The following is a 21,401-nucleotide window of genomic DNA, read 5'->3' as shown; positions in this document are numbered from 1 at the left end:
TCGCTATCCGTTCGGTTAGGCAAGGGCCTTTGGCCCTTGCCGTACCCACGTCGCCCCGCGCATAGTTAACCCGTGCAATCAACCTACGAAGGGATTTCGCCGTGCGCTGGCTCAGGATCGCCATAGGTTTCACAGTCAGTCTGCTGACCCTGCTCTGCTTGTTCCCGGCCCAGGCCGCCGCGCAAGGCAGTGGATGGGCAGTATTGCTTGATGAACAGGCCGACCTGCAACTGAGCGATATCCGCTCCGCCCGTTACACCAATCAATTTAGCCCCATCGAACTGGACCGGATTACCGCGGCCGAGCCGGACGGTGCGTTGTGGGTACGTTTCAAGCTGCAACCTGGCAAGCACGAGCAAGTGCTGCGGGTATTTGCCCCCGACCTGTCCCACCTGAGCCTCTATGTACTGGACGGCGACACCCTGGTGGAGCAACAAAGTACCGGCACCCACCAGCCGCAGGCGGAACGCCCGCTGCCCAGCAGTGATTTCATGCTGCCGATGCCCCAGAGCCAGAAACCCCTCGAGGTGTACCTGCGTCTGGTGTCGGAACACGAACTGCGCCCCTACATCACCCTGGAACCGGCCGTACTGGCTGCCGCCGACCAGAACCAGACGCTGATCTACGGCCTGTTGTTCGGCTGCCTGCTGATGCTGATCCTGCACAACCTCACGCGCTTCGCCTACCACCGCTCGCGCAGCAGCCTGTGGCTGGCGGCCTGCGAGTTGCTCTTGATGTTGAGCCTGGCACTGTTGCTCAACCTGGTGGGGCCGTGGCTGCCGAACTGGCATGCTGTCCAGACCCCGGGCGCCTACCTCGCCCTGCTGCTGACCGCGCCGTGCGGGCTGATGTTCGCCTATCGGTTCTTCATGCCGCTGGGCCCGCACCTGCTGAACAAACTGTTGATGGCCGACATCCTGCTGATCGTGCTGTGCGGCCTGCTGCTGCTGTTCGTCAACACCTTGCCGCTGAACATCATCACTTACGCCCTGGTGGCCCTGGCCGGTCTGAGCATGCTGTTTGTCTCGGCCTACCACTGGCAGAAAGGCTACCGGCCAGCACGTTTGTTCGTGGCGGGCATGGTGGTGTTCAACATCGGCACACTGATCATCCTGCCTGCCCTGCTCGGCCTGACGCTGGTGGCACCGCAAGGCTTGATCGTCACGCTGCTCGGTTTTATCTGCCTCAGCGGCCTGCTGATGAGCCTGGCCCTGGGCGAACGCCAGCGCGCAATTGTCGAAGCGCGCTTCAGCCTCAGCCGCGACCTGGCGGCCAGCAATGCCGAGATCGCCGCCAAAGCCGAGTTCCTGGCGAAGATCAGCCACGAAATCCGCACCCCCATGAACGGCGTGCTGGGCATGACCGAGCTGCTGCTGGGCACGCCGCTGTCGGTCAAGCAGCGTGACTACGTGCAGACCATCCACAGCGCCGGGAACGAACTGCTGACGTTGATCAACGAGATCCTCGACATCTCCAAGCTGGAGTCCGGGCAGATCGAGCTGGACGACGTGCAGTTCGACCTCAACGCATTGATCGAAGACTGCCTGAGTATCTTCCGCGCCAAGGCCGAGCAACAGAACGTCGAACTGATCAGCTTTATCCAGCCTCAGGTGCCACGCGTGATCAGCGGTGACCCGACGCGTCTGCGCCAGGCGTTGTTGAGCCTGCTGGAAAATGCCCTGCAAAAGACCGACGAAGGTGAAGTGCTGATCGTCGTTGCACTCGACGAACGCAGCACCAAGCCGCGCCTGCGCATCGCCGTGCAAGACAGCGGCCTGCCGATGGAAGCCGCCGAGCGCGACGCGTTGCTGCACAGCGAACTGCACAGCAAGAACTTCCTCTCGGCCACGCGCTTGAGCGGCCACCTGGGCCTGGTGATCGCGCGACAACTGATCCTGTTGATGAATGGCGAGTTCGGCATCAAAAGCGGCAGCCATCAGGGCAGCACCTTGTGGTTGACCCTGCCGCTGGACCCGGAACGCCTGGAGCACCCGACCTCCGACCTCGACGGCCCGCTCAAAGGCGCACGGGTGCTGGTGGTCGACGACAACGACACCTGCCGCAAAGTGCTGGTACAGCAATGCACGGCCTGGGGCTTGAACGTCAGCGCCGTGCCGTCCGGCAAAGAAGCCCTGGCGTTGCTGCGCACCAAGGCGCACCTGCGCGACTACTTCGACGTGGTCCTGCTGGACCAGAACATGCCCGGCATGACCGGTATGCAACTGGCCGCCAAGATCAAGGAAGACCCGAGCCTGAACCACGACATCCTGCTGATCATGCTCACCGGTATCAGCAACGCGCCGAGCAAGATCATCGCGCGCAACTGCGGGATCAAGCGCATCCTCGCCAAGCCGGTCGCCGGCTACACGCTCAAGACCACGCTGGCCGATGAACTGACTCAGCGCAGCAAGGGCGTGGTGCAGCCGCGCGCGGCCATCAGCGCGCCGGCAGCGGTGACCGTGCCGGCCGACTTCCGCATCCTGGTGGCCGAAGACAACAGCATCTCCACCAAAGTGATCCGCGGCATGCTCGGCAAGCTCAACCTCAACCCGGACACCGCCAGCAATGGCGAAGAAGCCCTTGAGGCGATGAAGGCTCAGCGTTACGACCTGGTGCTGATGGACTGTGAAATGCCGATCCTCGATGGTTTTTCCGCCACCCAGCAATTGCGCGCGTGGGAAGTCAGCCACCAACGCATTCGAACGCCGGTGGTCGCACTGACCGCGCATATCCTTTCGGAACATAAAGAGCGCGCGCGCCAGGCCGGGATGGATGGGCATATGGCCAAACCGGTGGAGTTGTCGCAATTGCGCGAGCTGGTGGAGTTCTGGGTGGCGCAGCGCCAGCAACGACCTGAACACGCGCCTTCCTGACCGTGAAATGCAGTCTCCTGTGGGAGCTGGCTTGCCGGCGATGGCGGTGTGTCAATCACACACTTTTTGTCTGATCCACCGCTATCGCCGGCAAGCCAGCTCCCACATTTGACCTGTGTCGCCTGATAGACTCTGCCCACTTTCCCCGCCCGCGAGCCGCCCTCATGCTCCACGTGTTATTCAGCGTTTACCTGAAGATGCTGGTGCTCTACAGCCCGTTCTTCGTGCTGTCCTGTTTTATCAGCCTGACCCGTGGTTATTCCAGCAAGGAGCGGCGGCGATTGGCCTGGAAAGTAGCACTGGCAACGCTGGTGTCGAGCGTGTTGCTGTACCTGTTCGGGCGGGTGATTTTCAGCGTGTTCGGCATCACCGTGGACGCTTTTCGCATCGGCGCCGGCAGCGTGCTGTTCATCTCGGCGCTGGGCATGGCCCAGGGCAAGTCGGCGGTACAGACCGACAACGTGCAGCAGGACGTGACCATCGTGCCGCTGACCATCCCGCTCACCGTCGGCCCGGGCACCATCGGTGCGCTGCTGGTGATGGGCGTGAGCCAGCCGCACTGGGATGACAAGATCATGGCCATCCTCAGCATTGCCCTGGCCAGCCTCACGGTGGGCGTGGTGCTGTACCTGTCCAACCGCATCGAACGCATTCTGGGCGACCAGGGCTTGCAGATTGTCAGCCGGTTGATGGGGTTGTTCGTGTGCGCCCTCGCCGCGCAGATCATCTTTACCGGCGTACGCGGTTATCTGGTGCCCTAGATACGGTACTTGGCGATGGCCAGCTGGACCTTGTCACCGGCGCTCTCACGCATCAGCTGGAGCGTCGTTTCGTTGACCACCGCGGTATTGAGCACCAGGCAGGTTTGCCCGCTGAAGGCCTCGAACGAGGCGCTGTCCCATTCCAGAAAGGGCAAGCCGACCTGCTTGCTCACACCGTGGCTGCTGTAGGTCACCAGCACCATCATCACTTCTCCCTCGGTTTCGGCGCAGGAGGCCAGGCCGAAATCACCGCCCTGATGCACCGTGCTATTGCGTTTGAACAGGTCGAACGTCGCGGGTTGCTGCTTCAACGCCTCTAACGCATCCGCCGCCAGCTTGGGCAGTGCGGTGAGCAAAGGTCCTGCCAGCGACGTCGAGGCCAGCATCGCCGCAATGATGTTCAGTGCCGCCAGTTGCACGGTCAGGCCTTTGCCCGAGCGCGTGACCCGCTCGAAGCGGCTGCGCACCGGCAGCCAGCCCAGACTGACCATCACCTTGATAAATTCGTCGTACCAGGCTTCGGTGCCGCGTTGAACCTTCAACACATCGCTGACGTAGCTGCTCGCAAGCAAATAGCTCTTGCGAACGTATTCGCGATTCGGGGCGGACATCCCCTCGATAAACGAGATCACGCCGTTGTTCACCACCGCCGCGTTGCTGTCATCGTCCGTGCCCATCGGCGCAGAGGTCTGTACACCCGGCGCTCCCGGCAACTTGTAGGCGGCAATCAACTTGCGTCTCTTTACGCTGTTGATCCTTCGGTGCTGTCGCTCCATTTTCAGTTCTCCACAGGCACCCCACATGGGGCGTGTGTTCACACTAGTCCAGCCGCGAGCGCGCTTTCCAGACCACAAACATCACTTGCCGGCATGCGGCGAGCTACGCCACCCAACGATTGCTGGGCGGCCCTTGGGCCCTTCCGGATTTCGTCGATAAAAAAAGAAAAAGCCCCGAATAACGGCGGGCGTTAACCCAGCGTTACTCGGAGCTTTCCGGCGTGCGACAGGCCGTTTTCAGGAGGCGGGTTTTTCGCCATACCAGCGCGGCGTGTACACCCAGGCGCCGCCACCGGCGCGCGGGAATACGCACGTGGTGGACGAGCCGATCAGCACCATGGTGCGCATATCCACCTGTTCGGGCGTCAGTTGCCCAAGCGTGGTGACACGCAGTGTCTGGCCTGGGCGACCGATATCGCGCCCCAGCACCACCGGCGTTTCAGGCGTGCGGTGCAGCGCAACGATTTCCAGCGCGCGCCCCAATTGCCACGGCCGCGAACGCGAGATCGGGTTGTAGAACGCCAGCGCCAAGTCGGCCTGGGACGCAAGGTCCAGGCGCTTTTCGATGATCGACCAGGGCTTGAGGTTGTCCGACAGCGACATCACACAAAAGTCATGCCCCAGCGGCGCACCCGCCTGCGCAGCGGTGGCAAGCGACGCCGAGACGCCTGGCAGAATCTGCAGGTCAACCTGATGCCAGGCCGGGTCACTCGACTCATGCAAGGCCTCGATCACCGCAGCCGCCATGGCGAATACGCCGGGGTCACCGGACGATACCACCACAACTGAACGCCCTTGCGCGGCCAACTCGAAGGCATGGCGCGCACGCTGCATTTCTTCGCGGTTATCGGTGCAGTGCTGCACTTGGTCGTCACGAAATGGCCCGGCCATGCGCACATAGGTTTCGTAACCGAGCACATCGGTGCAGCGCGCCAGTTCAGCCTTGACCGCCGGCACCATCAACTCGGCGGCGCCAGGGCCCAGGCCAATCACCGCCAGACGGCCGCGCGGGCGCCCGACTTGCGCCAGGTCCAGGGGCTGCTCGGCGACGCTGATGACAATCTCCGCCTCTTGCGTGACGCCGGAAAACAACAGCGGCACATTCAACGCCAGCGCAGCCTCGTGCAGCGAAGGTTCGGCCATCTGTGTATCGCTGGCCAACACGCAGGCCAGGGATTGAACGGCAATACCTGCGTCGTGCAATACCGCCCGCACACGCTCAGCCAAGTGCGCGCCGGGCTTGCAGGTGACGCACACGTTCTGCGAGTAAATCAGCAATTCGTTGGCGGCAGGCACGCGCTCGGCGCTGCCCACATGAATCGCCAGACGCGCCTGCTGATCCTGCGGCAGATTGGCCTGAGCCAGCCACGGCGCCGCGCCTTCGATGCGCACGCTTTCGCCGGCCAGCAGGTCCGAGACAAAACGCTTGCCCAGCTCCAGATCCGCCAGCTGATAACCGGCCGGCGGGTTGAGCAGGCAGGTGCCGAACCGCAACTCGCCACTGGTGGTGATCGCGGCAGGCACGCCCAACGCGGCGGCAATGTCGCGCGCCATCACGTTCACGCCACCGAGGCCGCCGAGCAACGGCACCACGGCGCTGCCGTCTTCCGCCACGGCCAGCACGGCGGGTTCCTCGCCCTTTTCCAGCAGCAGCGGCGCCAGGGTGCGGATCACGATGCCGGCAGCGCACAGCGCAATCAGCGGCGTGCCCTGTTGATACAGCTGGCGCAGGGTAGCGCCGAACTCGCTGTAGGTCTGGTCGGCGCCTTCAACGCGCCCGGCCAAGCCGTGGATCAGCGCGCCGGGGTAAACCTGCGCAATCGTGCGCGCCGTGACCAGGCTGCCCTGGCCCAGAATGACAATCGCCGGGCGCATCAACCTTGCCACCTTTCGCCGGGCACGATGATCAGCGAGAAGTACGGCGAAGACGCCGGGTCGACCTGATCCAGCGGCACGATTTTCTGGTTGGCCATGGTCGCGCGCTCTACGTACAGCGCGCGCTCGGCCAGGCCGAGTTCTTCCAGCACCTGGCGCACCTTGGGGAAGTTACGCCCCAGCTTCATGATTACCGCCGCATCGGCATCCGCCAGGCGACGCTTGAGGTCGTCATGGGGCAGCACGCCCGAGAGCACCGACAGGCTCTGATTGCGATACACCAGCGGCGCGCCGAGTACCGAGGCGCCGCCGAGCATCGAACACACGCCGGGAATCACCTGGGCGTCATAGCGCTCGGCCAGGCGATCGTGCAGGTACATGTAGGACCCATAGAAGAACGGGTCACCTTCGCAGATCACCGCCACGTCGCGGCCGGCGTCCAGGTGCGCGGCCACGTCCAGGCTGGCCGTGTCGTAGAAGTCGCTGATGACTTGCTCGTAGGACAGCGGCGCCGGCAACACTTCGGTGGTCACCGGGTACACCAGCGGCATCAGGGTCTGCTGCGCGACCAGGTGGTCTTCGATGATGCCGAACGCATTGCCCTTCTTGCCCTTGGCCACGAAGTAGGCCACCACCGGCGATTCGCGCAGCAGGCGCAGGGCCTTGAGGGTGATCAGTTCCGGGTCGCCGGGGCCCACGCCCAGGCCGATCAAACGTCCACGTGCCTGCATTACTCGACCTCCGTGGCCAAGGCGTTGACCGCAGCGGCCGCCATCGCACTGCCGCCCAGACGCCCTTGCATGATCACGAACGGCACGCCACGGCTGTCGGCCGCCAGCATGGCCTTGGACTCGGCAGCGCCGACAAACCCGACCGGGAAGCCCAGGATCAATGCAGGTTTTGGCGCGCCGGCATCGAGCATCTCCAGCAGGTAGAACAGCGCGGTCGGCGCGTTGCCGATCACCACCACGCTGCCTTCCAGGTGCGGGCGCCACAGCTCCAGCGCGGCAGCGGAACGGGTGTTGCCCAACGCACGCGCCAGGTCCGGCACGCTGTCATCGCGCAGGGTGCAGATCACCTCATTGTTGGCCGGCAGGCGCACACGGGTTACGCCTTCGGAGACCATCCGCGCATCGCACAGAATCGGCGCACCGGCGGCCAGCGCATCGCGCCCGGCCTTGCCTGCGCCTTCGGAGAACTGCAGGCCATCGATGGCCTCGACCATGCCGCAGGCATGGATCACCCGCACCGCGAGTTTTTCCAAATCAGCCGGGATGCGGTCCAACTTGGCTTCCGCGCGAATAATGGCGAAGGAGTTGCGATAGATCTCCTGACCGTCGCGGATGTAATCAATCATCGGTGTTGCTCCGTGAGCGTGCGCGTAACAGGGCGCCCGCCGCTTCAATGGAAAGAGTGCGCGCGTGCAGCCGGCCGAAACCTGGCTGGGCTGCATCGCGAAAATAGACGTCGTAGTGGCCGGGGCTCACTGCCAGCAACGTGACCGGCGCGGTGTGCGCAGCCGCGCAGGAGCGTGGGCAACCGGACAGGTGCACCTCAACGCCAGGTTGCAGCGCGGCCAATTGCAGGGCGTCGGCCTTGGTGTCGGCCAGGCCTTTGCCACAGCCGCTTGAGCCGGTGCAGGCAATCAGGCGCGCCAGGGGTTGGTCGACTGAGCAGAGAAAACCCAGGTGCGCCAGACGTTCAGTCACTGCGCCGTGGCTGTTAATGTTGGGCAGCAGCACGCCCTGCCATGGCGTGAAACGTAAAGTGCCGTCGCCGAACTCCAAGGCCAACTGCGCGGCGCCTTTGAGCATGGTTGAATCCAGGCGACCCAGCGGTGCAACGGCGGCGACGTAGAATTGATCTTTTTGCCGCTGTGGATAACTGCCCAAGTGCAGTAAAGCCCCACTGGCCGGGCGCTTGAAGCCCTCCACCGGCAGCAGCGGCAGGCTCAGACGGGCCAGTAAGTTATCCACAGCCAGATGACGCATACGGGTTTGCGTGGGCGTCGCCACGTCGAGAAACAGCTCCAGCACTGCAACGACCAGAGCATGACCTTGCTCCAGGGGCACGGCCGCCAATGGCGCATCCAACCCAGGGCAACCGGCCAGGCCGAAGGCCAATAATGTTTCGCCATCGCGCTCAAACGCCGACAACCACAGGTCGTGGTGATGCTCGAGCATCGCCAGGGCTTCACCGCCATCGAGCTGCACGGCGAACTTGGCCGACAACTCATGGAAACGTGGATGGTTTTGCAAGGTGGCGAGGATCTGCCCGGCCAACGGTCGGGTGTCGATCAACATCTGCGTGTCGATACCGGCGCTGGGGCTGAGCATCAGGTTGCGCACATCATCGCCAGCCGCGTTGTTCGGGCCAAGGCCTGCGGCCAGCAGCGCGGCGATCAAGGCCTGCTGCTCGGCACCAATCCCGCGAATCTGCAGATTGGCGCGGTTGGTGGCCTCGATCACTCCACCGGCGTAGGCCTGGGCCGCATCCGCCACGGCCATCGCCTGGGCGGCAGTGATGGCGCCACCGGCCAGTTTGATCCGACAAATGCCGCCATCCAACGCCTGGACAATACGCAGCAACCCCGGACAAGCCGAGGGGCGCAAGGTGTTCAGAGCAGGTGTTGGGTTCACGGGGCTACCGGTTGACGGGTAAAGGCGCGGTATTATGCCTGCTTTGTCCGGCGGCATGAAAAGCCTGCCCGTCGGATGTCGTTCAAGGAATTGATATGTCGCCCTGGCTGACGGTAGTAGGCATCGGTGAAGACGGCTTCAAGGGGCTGGGCAGAAACGCCCGGCACGCCCTGTTGCGCGCCTCCCGGATTATAGGCGGCCAGCGTCAGTTGGACCTGTTGCCGGTGTGTATTCGTGGTGAGCGGCAGTTGTGGCCGAGCCCGTTTTCCCTGGCGCCCGTGTTGGCGCAACGCGGCGAGCCTGTGTGCGTGCTGGCCAGCGGCGACCCGATGTTCTATGGCGTGGGCGCCAGTCTGGCGCGGCAGGTGGCGGCTGAAGAGTTGCTGATTTTACCGGCGCCGTCGTCGGTGTCGCTGGCGGCGGCGCGATTGGGCTGGCCATTGCAGGACGTGGTGACGTTGTCAGTGGTTGCGCGGCCGTTGGCGGCGCTGCATGCGCAGCTGGCCAGCGGCGTGCGGTTGCTGGTGTTGAGCAACGATGGCCGCAGCCCTGCGGCGATTGCTTCGCTGTTGGTTGAGTCCGGGTTTGGGGCCAGCCGTGTCAGTGTGTTTGAACACGTGGGCGGCGCGGATGAACAGCGCATTGACGGGCTGGCGGTTGATTGGCCACACGCCTCGGTTGCGGATTTGAATCTCGTCGCCATTGACTGCGTGGCCGACGCCAACACGCCGCGCCTGTCGCGCCTCGCCGGCCTGCCGGACTCAGCCTTCAAACACGACGGCCAACTGACCAAGCGTGACGTGCGCGCCATGACGCTTGCCCGCCTCGCACCGATGCCCGGCGAGTTGCTCTGGGACGTAGGCGCGGGCAGTGGCTCCATCGGCATCGAATGGATGCGTGCCCATCCCAGCTGCCGCGCGCTGGCGATTGAAGCCGACGCAGGCCGCCAAGGCCTGATCGAACATAACCGCGACGCCCTTGGCGTGCCCGGTTTGCAATTGATTCGTGGAAAGGCGCCGGACGTGCTGCACGGACTGGAAGCACCGGACGCAATCTTCATCGGTGGCGGCGTCACCCGTGATGGCGTGCTCGACACGTGCTGGCAGCACCTGCGCCCGGGCGGCCGCTTGGTGGCGAATGCCGTGACTCTGCAAAGCGAAATGACCCTGATGGCCTGGCGCGCAGAGCACGGCGGCGAGCTGACCCGCATTCACGTGGCCCAGGCCCAGCCGCTGGGCGAATTCGACACCTGGCGCCAGGCCTTGCCAATAACCCTGTTGGAAGTGGTCAAGCCGCTATGAAACGCATCCTGCTGTTGGGTGGCGTGACGGAAGCGTTGGCCATCGCCCGCACGCTGGGGCCGCAGCATATCTACAGTTTGGCCGGTGTGGGCCGCGTGCCTACCGATCTCCCCTGTCACGTGCGCGTCGGTGGTTATGGCGGGGCTGAAGGCCTGGCGCAGTTTGTTCGCGATGAAAATATCAGCTTGATCCTCGACGCCACCCATCCGTATGCCGCTCAGATCAGCCGGAACGCCGCGCAGGCGGCGCGGCTGTGCGACATCCCTTGCTGGGCGTTACGCCGCCCGGCGTGGCAACCGCAGGCAGGCGATGACTGGCGTGAAGTCAGTGATTGGGCCGAGCTGGTGGCAGCGTTGAAACCCTTCAAGCGCCCTTTGTTCACGCTGGGGCGCGAGCCATTGCAGCACCTCGATGAAATCCCCGCGGATCAGTTCTGGACGCTACGCGCCCTGGATGTGTATCCCGGCAATGCACGCTGCGAAGTCATCGGTGCCCGTGGGCCGTTTCTGCTTGAGGATGAGCGCGCCTTGTTTGAGCGGCGTGGGATTGATGTGCTGATCAGCAAAAACAGCGGCAGTGCGGCCACTGAGCCGAAGCTGGAAGTGGCGCGGGAGCTGGGAATGCCGGTGCTTGTCTTGAAGCGTCCAGTGTTGGCGGCGGTAGATCGAGAGTTCACCGACGTGGCTGCGGTGCTACAGGCAGTCAACACGCTCTAAACACCCCCTTTCCAATGTGGGAGCTGGCTTGCCTGCGATGGCGGTGGGTCAGTGAGCCTGGCCGTTACTGATACACCGCCTTCGCGAGCAAGCCCGCTCCCACAGGGTTAAGATTGGCAATCTGTGGTTCCCGACTATCATGAAGGCAACCACTGCGACACCAAACCACACCAGCCTTTTTTACTTATCCCCACCGATCAGGCTAAATACGCACCTGATCGCTTAACCCTACGGATTGTCCGCCATGGCCCGTCAACGCTTTGCAATTGTGTGGATCGCCTGCTTTGCAGTGCTGTTCAACGCCTTTGCCATGCCGATGGCGAGTGCGATGCAACAGTCCAGCGACCCTGTTCAGCAATTGCTGTGGGGCAGTTTTTGCTCCTCCAATGGCGCCAGCCTGAAGACCATTGCCCTGGGCAAGCTGGACATTCCGGCGCCGCAGCAGGACGACCACTCCACCATGCAGCACTGCTGGTGTTGCTCGGGCTCACCGCCTTTGGTGGCCTTGCCGGGGCATGTGCCGCAGTTGTATCTCACCCGTTTTGCAGCGGCGCAGAGCCTGCCGCCGCCTTCATTGCAAGCCCCTACCCCGCGCCAGCAATGGCCGAGCCTCAACCCGCGCGCGTCTCCAACGGTCTGATTTCTTCGCAAGTGAACTGCGTTTAGAACCGTTCTGGAGAACTGCCATGCTCAAATCTTCCCTGCTTCTGGCTGCGTTGTTGCTGCCGGTGTGTGTTGCTGCGAATGCCGATGACTACAAGGCCGGCGACCTGCTGGTCAGCGATCCCTGGTCACAGGAGCTGCCACCGAATGCGCCGACCGTCGCTGCGTATTTCGTGATTCATAACGCCGGCGAAACGCCGGACCGCTTACTTGGCGTCGAGACGCCGGTAGCGGATAAGGCCGAGCTGCACGAGCATGTGATGCAGGGCGACTTGATGAAGATGCAACAAGTGCCCAGCGTTGCCGTGCCGGCCAAAGGGGATTTGACCTTCGCGCCAATGGCCTATCACGTGATGCTGCTGGGCCTCAAAGACCGCAGCCGGCTGGCCGACGGCAAGCAATTCCCACTGACCCTGACGTTCGAAAAAGCCGGCAAGGTTGAAGTGGAAGTTTCGGTTCAGAAAACGCCGCCAGCGGCTGGCCACGAGTCTATGCACGCGCAATAGGCCAACCTCGATGGGCGCCCCTCGCGCCAGGTTATCCGTGCAACGCCGCAAGCCCCCGGGTTTGATGCGCGCCAGCTGGATCAGCCTGTTCGCCATGCTGATGATCTTTATCGGTCCGCTGATTTCCCAAGCGATGCCGATGGATCATCACGCCGGTATGTCGATGGACATGTCCATGGACATGCCCAGCTGCCATGGCGATGCACCGCAACACAGCAAAGCGCCTGACGAGCACCATGTGCTTTGGGAAAAGTGCGGCTATTGCAGCCTGCTTTTCAGTTGCCCGGCCCTGCCCGGCAGCGTGTCTCACGTCACCCTCGGCACCGCGCCGCCGGCCAACGCCCTCACCCCCGCCCCACGCCTGGGTCATGCCCGGCAGAGCATTTTCCCCGGCGCGCGCAGCCGCGCGCCCCCCATCACCGCGTAAGCATTTCACTGCGTTACTTCACACCGGCCGACTTTAGACAGACAGCCGCAGGCTGCTGGCCGTGTTGTTTACGAATGATTGATGGAATTTTTCATGTCCAGGTTTTCTGCTGACACCCGTATGGGATGTACCCCCGTTTTCGCTGTTCTGTGTGGCGCGCTGTTGGTGCCACAGGTACACGCCGATGATCATGAGTTAAGCCCCACGGTGATCACCGCGATTGCTCCCAGCTCGCCGCTGACCGTGATCACCAACCCCAAAGACCCACGCCAACCGGTGCCGGCCAGCGATGGCGGCGACTACCTCAAGACCATCCCAGGCTTCGCGCTGGTGCGCAACGGCGGCACCAACGGCGACCCGGTGCTGCGCGGCATGTTCGGTTCGCGCCTGAATATCCTCACCAACGGCGGCATGATGCTCGGCGCCTGCCCAGGCCGGATGGACGCACCGACCTCCTACATTTCGCCGGAAACCTACGACAAGCTCACCGTGATCAAAGGCCCGCAAACCGTGCTCTGGGGCCCGGGCGCGTCGGCCAGCACCATTCTGTTCGAGCGTGAGCCGGAGCAGTTCGGCGAGCTGGGCACGCGGGTCAACGCCAGCGTGCTGGCCGGCTCCAACGGGCGCTTCGACAAAGTCATCGATGCCGCCGCCGGCGGGCCGCTGGGCTACGTGCGCGTGATCGGCAACCAGGCACACGCCGATGACTACAAGGACGGCAACAACGACACGGTTGCCTCGCGCTACGACAAGTGGAACGGCGACGTCGCCGTCGGTTTTACCCCCGACGCCGACACCCTGCTGGAACTCACCGCCGGCCGTGGCGATGGCGAAGCGCGTTACGCCGGGCGCGGCATGGACGGTTCGCAGTTCCTGCGCGAAAGCCTGGGCCTGCGCTTCGAAAAATCCAACATCGGCGAGGTGCTGGATAAGGTCGAAGCCCAGGTCTACTACAACTACGCCGACCATGTGATGGACAACTACAGCCTGCGCACGCCGTCCGGCACCGGCATGATGGCAGGTCCCATGGCCTCCAACGTCGACCGCCGCACCCTCGGCGCGCGGATCAAGGCCACCTGGCGTTGGGCCGACGTGCAACTGATCAGCGGCCTGGACGCGCAGACCAACGAACACCGCCAGCGCAGCAGCATGGGCATCGACACCTACAAGGACCTGCCGCGCAACAAGGACGCCAACTTCCACAACTATGGCGTGTTCGGCGAACTGACCTGGTACGCCGCCGACCGTGATCGCCTGATCACCGGCGCGCGCCTGGACCGCGCCTCGGCCAAGGATTTTCGCCAGAGGACCGGTTCAGGAATGATGTCCCGCCCCAACCCGACCGCCGACGACACCCGCGCCGATACGCTGCCGTCGGGCTTTGTGCGCTATGAGCACGACTTGGCCGACAGCCCCACCACCGTCTACGCCGGGCTGGGCCATTCGGAACGTTTCCCGGATTACTGGGAGCTGTTTTCCCCTAAGACCGGCGCGGTCGGTTCAGTGAATGCCTTCGAGGGTGTGAAGCCGGAAAAGACCACCCAACTCGACTTCGGCGCGCAGTACAAAACCGCTGACGTAGAAGCCTGGGCCTCGGCTTATGTCGGCCAGGTGCGCGACTTCATCCTGTTCGACTACAAGCCCGGCATGATGGGCACCACCTCCCAGGCGCGTAACGTCGATGCACGGATCATGGGCGGCGAACTCGGCGCGGCCTACAAGTTGACCCGCCACTGGAAAGCCGATGCCAGCCTCGCCTATGCCTGGGGCAAGAACACCAGCGACGGCAAGGCCCTGCCGCAAATGCCGCCGCTGGACGCGCGTTTCGGCCTGACCTACAGCGAAGACGACTGGAGCGCCGGTGCCTTGTGGCGCGTGGTTGCAGCGCAAAACCGCATCGACCAAAACAAGGGCAACGTGGTCGGCAAGGACTTCGACAAAAGCGGCGGCTTTGGCGTGTTCTCGCTGAACGCGGCGTACCGCATCAATAAGCACTTCAAGGTCAGCACCGGCGTCGACAACCTGTTCGGCAAGGCCTACGCCGAGCACTTGAACCTGGCCGGCAACGCCGGGTTCGGCTACCCGGCCAGCGACCCGCAAGCCATCAAGGAACCGGGGCGCACGCTCTGGACCAAGGTGGACATGAGCTTCTAAGAGCTTCGCGAGCAAGCCCGCTCCCACACTTGGAATGCATTTCAAATGTGGGAGCGGGCTTGCTCGCGAAGGCGGCATAACCGACAAAAATTTTTAAATCCTTTGCGGAGCACCCGATGACCACTCAAAAGATTTCCTTCTACAACCTGGCCTGGCGCTGGCACTTTTACGCCGGGCTTTTCGTCGCGCCATTCATGGTGCTGCTGGCCCTCACCGGCATCATCTACCTGTTCAAACCCCAGCTCGACCCGCTGATGTACGGCGAGCTGCTCACCGTGCAAAGCGCCGAACACGCCCTGAGTGCCGACGAGCAATTACAGCGAGCGCAGGCAGCCTTTCCCCAAGGCAAAATCAGTAAATACCTGCCACCGGCCGACGCCACCAGCAGCGCGCAGTTCGTGATACATGACAACGGCCGCGAAATGACCGTATTCGTGGACCCGTACCGCGGCACTGTGCTTGGCGAACAGGATGCCAACTACAACCTGCAAGCCATCGCCCGCGCACTCCACGGTGAGCTGATGATCGGCACCGTCGGCGACCGCCTGGTGGAACTCGCCGCCGGTTGGGGCGTGATGCTGGTGGTGTCCGGCCTGTACCTGTGGTGGCCGCGCGGCAAGTCGTCGGCCGGGGTGTTGTGGCCACGGTTCAACGCGCGTGGGCGCGTGTTCTGGCGCGACATGCACGCCGTCGCCGGTTTCTGGGGGGCGGCGTTTTTACTGGTGATGCTGCTCAGCGGCATGACCTGGACCGGCTTCTGGGGCAAGCAATACGCCGCGTTGTGGAATCGCTTTCCGGCGGCAATGTGGAACAACGTGCCGCAGTCGGATCAGCAGGCGCGCAGCCTCAATACCGCCAGCCAGCAAACCGTGCCGTGGGCGATGGAAAACACGCCGATGCCGATGTCCGGCGACCACGCCGAACACATGAACCACGGTGCCATGCAGTCGGGCCCGGCCGCGCCGACCGTGCGCTTGCAGCAGGTGGTCGATCTGGCCAATTCACGCAAGGTTGAGCCCGGTTACAGCATCACCTTTCCGAGCACCGCCGACGGCGTGTTCACCGTCGCGGTGTTCGCCAACGACCCACGCAACGACGCCACCCTGCACGTGGACCAATACACCGGCAAGGTGCTCGCCGATGTGCGCTGGGAACACTACAACACGCTGGCGCGCGCCACCGAAACGGGTGTGATGCTGCACGAAGGCAAGATGTTCGGTTGGGTCAACCAACTCATCGTGCTACTGATCTGCCTGATGATTTTACTCAGCGCGGTGAGTGGCGTGGTGATCTGGTGGAAACGCCGGCCTGCCGGTGGCCTGGGTGTGCCGCCGCTGCGCCATGACGTGCCGAAGTGGAAAACCGCGATGGTGATCATGCTCGCGCTGGCGATCATTTTCCCCTTGGTCGGCGCTTCATTGATCGCGGTGTGGACCTTGGATCGGCTGGTGTTGGCGCGCGTTTTCAACCAACGTGAATCCACCTCAGGTTCTGCATGAGGCAGGCGAGATGCGCCACCCTGGACGACACCTACAACGACCTGCGCAACCTGGGCAGGATCTTCGACGTGCAGGACGCACCAACGCGTTGATCGCGCAGATGCAAGCGCAAGTTGCCTAGGTGCAAAGGGCTGTTGTTGCTGCTGAGCATGGCGCGCCCGCTCAATGCCTTGATGGCCGGCGAACAGACCGCCATGAACCTCGGCCTCAACGCACGCACTGTGCGGTTGAAGGTGTTCCTGGTCGCCTCGTTGATGACCGCAGTGCTGGTGTCGATCAGCGGCTCCATCGGCTTTGTCGGGCTGATGGTGCCGTACATTGCCCGGCGTTTGGTCGGCGCCGAGCATCGGCGTCTATTGCCGGTGTGCGTGCTGCTGGGCAGTGTGCTCCTGGTGTGGGTCGACGTGGCCACGGCGGCGATTGGCGGGCTGTTTTTTATCGGGCTGATGCGCAAGCGCTGATAACACCTCAGAGTTCGTCCTTGTCCCGGCCGTACTCGACGTCCAGCGGATCAGGTTCAGCCTGCAGGTTGGCTTGCCACGCCTTGCCCAGCACCCCTGCGCGGGTCCAGAAGGCGTCGGTTTCCAGCACCGCCAGCTGGCCGGCCGCCCACAAACCGCTGACCAGCGCGCTGGGCAGAACCGACGCACCGGCACTCAGCAATTGCGTCTCGGCCGCCGTGAAACCGGGCACATACTTGAGCAGCGCGCCGCCCCGGCACGTCAAGTACACACTCTCGGCGACCGGGCGGTTGATCTTGACGATATCCAGGTACGACCTCAGCTCGTTGCCGGAGACAAAATTGTTCAGCAGCTTCACTTCCTGAGCTTGCAGGTCCGGCACAGCAGCCATGCCTTTGTAGAAGGCCTGCACGGCGTTAACGGCGTAGCCGAACAGAGGGTGCGCGACCGTGACCTCAAGCCCGGCGCGCTCGAACCGGAACAGTTTCACAATCGTGTCCTGCAGCCAGGCGTGGCGGTCCTCTACGGGTTCAAGTGGCACAAACCCCGTAATCCCGGGACAGGTCAGCACCGCGCCCAGGTATTCGACGCCCTTGAATGGGCCCACCTGTTTGCGAGCCCAGCGCGCCGCGTCATCGGCATGGCTGAACAGCGGCCCGCAAAACGACAGCAAGTGCGGGTTGTGTTCGAACGGCCAGGGTTCGGCATTGGGCTCCCACTGCGCCGTCACGGTCTGCTCCTTGCCCCACACGGTGCTGCGCACTCGCACCTCCAGCGCGCCCTTGGCAGCCAGCTCTTTGACAAAACTTGCGACGGTCGAGCCGCCCTCAAGCAGACGCCGGCCGATGGCGCCCGCCTGGCTGAGCATTGCGTAGGCCAATTGCCGGCCGTTTTTATCGACCACATAGCTGAGCAGCGCACCGTCGGCACACAGCAGGTAAAGCGGCAAGCCTCGGCTTCTGGACAGACTGCCGACGAAGCCGACGCCACCGGCCAACGCCTGGGGAGTGAAGAAACTGGTGGCCATGGCATCGCTGGACGGCGCAATCGCAACGGTAGAGGCGCACAAATACAGGCCATCCAAGCCATAGCCCTGGGGCAGCAAGCCGTCGGCAAAAACCTGTTCTAGCCGCGTGTAATTCCCGCGTACCAGCGGCAGAGTAGTCATGTAGGCATTTTTATTGACGGACTTGAGCACGTAACCGAACTGTACCTCTGGCCGGGGCGATGCCAATCGTTGTGCATAACGTACGGCGTCGTCGGCGCGGGCAAAGATCGGGCTGCACGGCGCATCGGCGAATACCTGCTTGATCTCCAGGGCCGGCAGTGTCTCCAGATTCGCCACGAAGGGCGCGCTCAAGCGCCGGGCAAACCCCCACAACGCATTGCCCTTGACGACGCGCAGGTCGCCGGCCTTGGCGACCTGGCCGACGAAGTCACCCGGCAGCAGGGTACCGGCGCGCAGTTGGCGTTCGACCTCGGTGTCTACTTGGTTGCCGTTCAGTGGGTTCAGTGGCACCAGACGCGCTTTGAGCGCCGCTTCCTCCACCGAGCCGGTCAACTGGTAACGCAGGATCGTGCCTTGGGGCCCGAACAGGTATTCGCGCTGTATTCGAGGATCACGGTGCAACAGGTTCGACAGCACTGCGGTGGGCAGCATGCTCTGGTAGATAGCCTTTTGGTCGGCGGCCACCAGCATTTGCGTCTCCTCGCCAAGCACCGAGCGGTAGCGCGCAACGATGGTGCTGCCATGGGGATAAAGCCCGCCAGTGACGGCGACATCGGGGTACACCCAGTTCAGCGCAAAACCCTGGGGCGGCACGGCCAATGGGTCGGTCGCCACGTACATGCCATCCGCCTGCCGCAGCAGCACCCCGCCATAGGTGCGGCGGCGTCCCTCGCCGATAATGTCGGCGGCATAACGCGCCGCATCATCCGCGTCGGCGAAGGCCGGGCTCAATCGGCGTCGAGCCAGGTGCTCGTAGCCGGCCCAGGTACGCGATACCACTCCCGGAGTGTCCCAGCACTGGCTGGTGTGAATCACCTTGAGTTCACCTCGGTCGGCCCAGTCCCGGACAAAGGCTTGCGCCGTTTTCTGGCCCGAGGCCAACAGGCGTTCATCATCCTCAAGGAGCCTGTCCACCGGGCCGCCACTTCCCACGTTGAACGGCAGCGACACGTACCGCAGCAAGGCGCCCTCCTGGGTCGAGAAGTACACCGGCAGGGTGGTGCCATTGTTGTATTTCTCGCCTGCACGCTTGGTGTCATAGAGGGCGACGTACAGCACCTTGGGCATCACGAAGTAGCGGGTCAGCCAGGCTGTCGAGGCCGGCACGCCCGCCGGTTGCCACTGCTGCGAACGAAACAATGCGCACAGAACGAACCCGTCCGGAAACTGGAAATCGCCGCCCGCGATCGGGGTAAACACACGGTTGAGCTTGAACAGGGCACTCTGGTCGCCGACGCCTGCAACCTCGCTCGCCAGGTACTGCTCGGTGTCCTTGTGCTTGAGAATAAAACCGAAGTAGGCCTGCTCGGCGAGGTTGCGCCCATGAACCCGTGCGTGAAGGTTGCGAGCGGCCGCATCAGCGCTGTCAAACAGCGCGCCGTAGGTCGCGTAGTCAGGCGCGCCGACTCTTGGCGCATAGTCAAAATACGCCGTCCAGTCGTCATAGACCGGTGAGCGCGGGCCCCACAACGCGTTGCCCAGGATCACCCGCAAATCACCGGCTTCGGCCAGCACGATGACCCATTGCGCAGGCTTGACCTGCCCGCTGTCCAGCCGTTGCTGAGCGGAACTGCCACCCGGTTGCGGCGCAGTATGGGTCAGCAGCCGTTGCTCGGCGCTGGAAAAACTGGGCGTGTACGCCAGTAAACAATCCTCGGCGGCCGACAGATAGGCCGGCTGCCCGTGACTGATCACATCGTGGATCTCATCGGCGGAAAAAACCTGCAGGTTGATCAGCGCGTCTTCACGGCTCCAGCGCCGTTGCGCCACCCAACCGGGGTCGACCATCGACAGCGCGGGGTGCGAGCCGTAACGCCCAAAAACCTGGTAGGGCTCAGGCGCAATCAACGGGCCTTGCCCATCCGCAGGAAAAAACAGCAGCTGGGCAAACGGGTTGGCATCACTTGCCTCAGGCTCGGTGATAAAGAAACGTCCCTTATCGTCTTTGAGCACGTAGCCGCCATAGGCACGCTCGCGTCGCCGCCCTATCTGCTCGTGCGCATACACCGCTGCATCGTGAGCCGAAATAAAGGCGCGGCTCAACACGGCCCGATATGAACCGTCCAGCACCGCCGAACGGTTGTCCACCGGGCCGAGGGTTCGCCAGAGCAAACCCGCCGCCACTACCGACACCGTCGTTGAGGCAATCACCCGGCGCACATAGCCACGCGGGCTCAGCGTGCCGGCCAGCAGCGCGGCCTGGGCGCCGTTGTCGTCACCATCGGCGCCCGCCAGGTCGGTCGCAGAACCGGGCACTTGCAGCTTGAGCAGCGCGCCATCCGACGCCTGCTGATACAGATGCAGCCCACGCGTCTTGTCCTGCAGCGCCAGGGTCGCGCGTGACTGGGTGATGGCGGCAGCCACTTCGGCCGGGGTAAAGAAAGTGGAATACAGCCAGGGTTCACGTGCGGGAATGTCAACGGCCAAAGGCGTGGCGCGGTAGTAGATAGCCTCCAGTCGAAAGTTGGAGGGCAGGCGTAACTGGCCATCGGCGCGCAACGGGAACCGTGCAGCAGGAGAGAACAACGGCGTGCCAAGGGCCTCGGGGTAAGTGGCCACATACGCTTCGCCGCGCGTGTGCTTCAGCACAAAGCCCTGGGCTGAGCCTTCAGGGAACAACGCGCGCGCGGCCATCAGCGCCAGCTCTGCGCGCTCGAAGACCGGCGTGCAGAACGGCTGTTCCTCTGTCACCTGGGTGACGGCCGTGTTGATCCGCCAGCCGTGCTTGACCCGTCCGCGCACGCCTCCCCAGTGAGCATTGGCCACCACCACGCGCAGATCGCCGGCTTGCGCGGCCTGCCAGATCAACGACTCGAAGTCCGCAGAGGGCGCGAATGGCTCCTCACCGACAATGCGCTTTCTCAATAGCACTTCGGCCGCCGAGCCACTGCTCACGTATTTGAGCAATGAGCCTTCGGGGCCGCACAGATAGTGCGCCGCCACTGAACGCCGGTGTTCGATGATAAAACGCAGATCGGCAGGCGAGAAAAAACTGACGAACACCGAGGCCTGCTCATCGCTCATGCCGGGGTTGTGCAGCTTCACCTGCGCCATGTCCGGCGGGTGGGAGTGATAGAGCGCCTCGCAGGTATAGCCCTCGGGGGCGATGAAATTATCGTCGGCGTCGGTGGCCAGCACGATCCGATGATCGAAGGTGACGTGCTGGTCGGCCATGGGCGTTGTGGCAAACCAGTGGTGGCCCTGCTTGAGGATCGCGCCACCGAATTCCTTGTCGGCCGATGCGTAATCGGTCTGTTCGTAGGCCCAACGCGCGGCATCGTCCGCGCTGATAAACGGCGGGCTCAAGACCGGCAGGGTCGGCTGCGGCGCAGCGACTCGGGGGATACGTGGCATACATTCAGTCCTTGGAAAGTGAGGAGCGCTCACTGTTGCACCAACGAGATTCCAGGCGGCGCTAGATAGTTGTCGACCACAGCACCACTTCAGCGCACCCCGTGCACCCACACCCCGCCAGCGCGCCGATCTGGTGCGCACGACCGGCCCGGCAGCGTCCGTCTGCCG

15 protein-coding genes and 1 pseudogene are annotated in these 21,401 nt (G+C 63.5%); 10 read left to right on the top strand and 6 right to left on the bottom strand.

The window, feature by feature from the left end:
• Nucleotides 1–101 precede the first annotated feature (101 nt).
• Together L8K08_RS17835 and L8K08_RS17830 are read left to right on the top strand one after the other, a co-directional pair.
• Nucleotides 102–2,873, top strand: a complete 2,772-nt coding sequence (locus tag L8K08_RS17835; protein ID WP_242199049.1) for a hybrid sensor histidine kinase/response regulator — start codon at nucleotides 102–104, stop codon at nucleotides 2,871–2,873.
• Between the two features lie 164 nt (nucleotides 2,874–3,037).
• Nucleotides 3,038–3,634, top strand: coding sequence for a MarC family protein (locus L8K08_RS17830; protein WP_017253590.1), 597 nt, complete (start codon nucleotides 3,038–3,040; stop codon nucleotides 3,632–3,634).
• Here the strand turns inward: L8K08_RS17830 and L8K08_RS17825 are convergent.
• The 5 genes from L8K08_RS17825 to cobG all read right to left on the bottom strand — a co-directional run bounded on the left by L8K08_RS17825 (nucleotide 3,631) and on the right by cobG (nucleotide 8,981).
• Nucleotides 3,631–4,410: a hypothetical protein gene (locus L8K08_RS17825; RefSeq protein ID WP_145160283.1), complete on the bottom strand. Its 780-nt coding sequence runs from the start codon at nucleotides 4,408–4,410 to the stop codon at nucleotides 3,631–3,633. The genes L8K08_RS17830 and L8K08_RS17825 overlap by 4 nt on opposite strands.
• A 237-nt stretch (nucleotides 4,411–4,647) precedes the next feature.
• Entirely contained in the window at nucleotides 4,648–6,285 is a 1,638-nt protein-coding gene (gene cobJ / locus L8K08_RS17820) for a precorrin-3B C(17)-methyltransferase (RefSeq protein ID WP_242199045.1), read from the bottom strand.
• Nucleotides 6,285–7,016 carry a precorrin-2 C(20)-methyltransferase gene (locus L8K08_RS17815; protein WP_145160278.1) on the bottom strand — a complete coding sequence of 244 codons (732 nt, stop codon included), beginning with the start codon at nucleotides 7,014–7,016 and terminating at the stop codon, nucleotides 6,285–6,287. Before L8K08_RS17815 ends, cobJ begins: the two co-directional genes overlap by 1 nt.
• The gene (locus L8K08_RS17810; protein WP_242199042.1) at nucleotides 7,016–7,642 is read right to left on the bottom strand and encodes a precorrin-8X methylmutase; all 627 of its coding nucleotides are present in this window, start codon (nucleotides 7,640–7,642) and stop codon (nucleotides 7,016–7,018) included. The genes L8K08_RS17815 and L8K08_RS17810 overlap by 1 nt, the downstream gene beginning before the upstream one ends.
• Nucleotides 7,635–8,981, bottom strand: coding sequence for a precorrin-3B synthase (cobG, locus tag L8K08_RS17805; protein WP_242199039.1), 1,347 nt, complete (start codon nucleotides 8,979–8,981; stop codon nucleotides 7,635–7,637). The genes L8K08_RS17810 and cobG overlap by 8 nt, the downstream gene beginning before the upstream one ends.
• A 38-nt stretch (nucleotides 8,982–9,019) precedes the next feature.
• On the opposite strand from cobG, the gene cbiE reads away from it, so the two are divergent.
• The 8 genes and pseudogenes from cbiE to L8K08_RS17765 form a co-directional block, all read left to right on the top strand.
• Nucleotides 9,020–10,225 (top strand): precorrin-6y C5,15-methyltransferase (decarboxylating) subunit CbiE, encoded by a 1,206-nt coding sequence (gene cbiE, locus L8K08_RS17800; protein WP_242199036.1) that lies wholly within the window; start codon nucleotides 9,020–9,022, stop codon nucleotides 10,223–10,225.
• Nucleotides 10,222–10,941, top strand: a complete 720-nt coding sequence (locus L8K08_RS17795) for a cobalt-precorrin-6A reductase (protein WP_242199034.1) — start codon at nucleotides 10,222–10,224, stop codon at nucleotides 10,939–10,941. Before cbiE ends, L8K08_RS17795 begins: the two co-directional genes overlap by 4 nt.
• 244 nt (nucleotides 10,942–11,185) lie before the next feature.
• Entirely contained in the window at nucleotides 11,186–11,581 is a 396-nt protein-coding gene (locus L8K08_RS17790; RefSeq protein WP_106577683.1) for a DUF2946 domain-containing protein, read from the top strand.
• A gap of 46 nt (nucleotides 11,582–11,627) precedes the next feature.
• On the top strand, nucleotides 11,628–12,110 hold the full coding sequence (locus L8K08_RS17785; RefSeq protein WP_145160267.1) for a copper chaperone PCu(A)C: 483 nt from the start codon (nucleotides 11,628–11,630) through the stop codon (nucleotides 12,108–12,110).
• A gap of 64 nt (nucleotides 12,111–12,174) precedes the next feature.
• On the top strand, nucleotides 12,175–12,537 hold the full coding sequence (locus L8K08_RS17780) for a DUF2946 domain-containing protein (protein ID WP_242199135.1): 363 nt from the start codon (nucleotides 12,175–12,177) through the stop codon (nucleotides 12,535–12,537).
• A gap of 93 nt (nucleotides 12,538–12,630) precedes the next feature.
• The gene (locus L8K08_RS17775) at nucleotides 12,631–14,691 is read left to right on the top strand and encodes a TonB-dependent copper receptor (RefSeq protein ID WP_242199032.1); all 2,061 of its coding nucleotides are present in this window, start codon (nucleotides 12,631–12,633) and stop codon (nucleotides 14,689–14,691) included.
• 116 nt (nucleotides 14,692–14,807) lie between these two features.
• Nucleotides 14,808–16,190 carry a PepSY domain-containing protein gene (locus tag L8K08_RS17770; protein WP_242199030.1) on the top strand — a complete coding sequence of 461 codons (1,383 nt, stop codon included), beginning with the start codon at nucleotides 14,808–14,810 and terminating at the stop codon, nucleotides 16,188–16,190.
• Nucleotides 16,191–16,318: 128 nt separating this feature from the next.
• Nucleotides 16,319–16,651, top strand: a pseudogene (locus L8K08_RS17765) (iron chelate uptake ABC transporter family permease subunit); the annotation flags it as partial.
• Between the two features lie 7 nt (nucleotides 16,652–16,658).
• Here L8K08_RS17765 and L8K08_RS17760 read toward each other — a convergent pair.
• Nucleotides 16,659–21,233 (bottom strand): DUF4329 domain-containing protein, encoded by a 4,575-nt coding sequence (locus L8K08_RS17760; protein WP_242199028.1) that lies wholly within the window; start codon nucleotides 21,231–21,233, stop codon nucleotides 16,659–16,661.
• Nucleotides 21,234–21,401: the final 168 nt, after the last annotated feature.

The organism is Pseudomonas sp. TREG-RG-20F-10-E-6-01 (assembly GCF_022662455.1).
GTDB lineage: Bacteria > Pseudomonadota > Gammaproteobacteria > Pseudomonadales > Pseudomonadaceae > Aquipseudomonas.
Note: the sequence above shows the minus strand (reverse complement) of the source record. Positions and strands in the feature narration are given on the sequence as shown.